At 33.3% G+C, this 846-nt stretch carries 1 protein-coding gene; it reads left to right on the forward strand.

Annotation, left to right across the window (positions count from 1 at the left end; translation table 11 throughout):
- The first annotated feature begins 83 nt into the window (after positions 1-83).
- Positions 84-461 carry a type II toxin-antitoxin system HicB family antitoxin gene (locus RT41_RS10205; RefSeq protein WP_054640043.1) on the forward strand — a complete coding sequence of 126 codons (378 nt, stop codon included), beginning with the start codon at positions 84-86 and terminating at the stop codon, positions 459-461.
- Positions 462-846 lie beyond the last annotated feature (385 nt).

Raw genomic sequence — 846 nt, forward strand, 5'->3', positions numbered from 1 at the left:
ATTTTACGATAAAAAAAGTAAAAAAATAACAAAAAGAAGTAGTGAGAACTAAGGTAATGAGTGGTAGAAATAAGGAGAAAAAAATGGTAGTTTACCCAGCAGTTTTTAAGAAAGATGGAAAATATACTAGTGTGACTTTTCCTGATGTGCCAGAGGCGATGACACAAGGAGAAAACTTAGAAGAGGCTTTTCAAATGGCAGAAGAGGTTGTTGGCTTTGCACTTGAAGATTATAAAACAATGCCAAAAGTGAGTGCTATGGATACATTAAAAGAAAAGTATCCTGATGACTTTATCGCCTTAATCAAGATTGATATGAAAAAGTATCTGAAAAAATATTATTCTGGTACAGTAAGAAAGAATGTAACTGTCCCTGAATATTTAGCTGTAATGGCAAAGGACGACCATCTCAATATGAGTAAGTTTCTGACAGAGTCATTAGAGAGAAAATATTCTTTATAATGGAACAGAAGAGGAGAGCTCTTTATTCATCTATTACTTTTGTTGTATAAAACCCGCTCTGCTATGACAGATTCAGTCGGGATGTCTGCTGATAAAGGAGAGTGTCCCCCTTAAAACCCCACTTCCAGAAAAAAACGTCGAAAAATCGATCGTTTTTTTTCGTAACATGTGATTATTTTCTAGCGACACGTTGTAAAAATAAACGAGGGGATGTTTTGAATACAAGAAGTGTAAAATAAAAAAAACTCTCAATTTAATCTTGAAAAGCCAAAAAATTCGTGATATAACTAACTTAAATAAAACTTAAATTATATTAAGGAGAAAAGATGGATAAAAAGAAGTTGTTCATTGGGGGCTTAGTATTGTTAGCTCTCCTTGCGTTGGG

Origin of the sequence: Lactococcus fujiensis JCM 16395 (assembly GCF_002441655.1) — a bacterium.
Lineage (GTDB): Bacteria > Bacillota > Bacilli > Lactobacillales > Streptococcaceae > Lactococcus > Lactococcus fujiensis.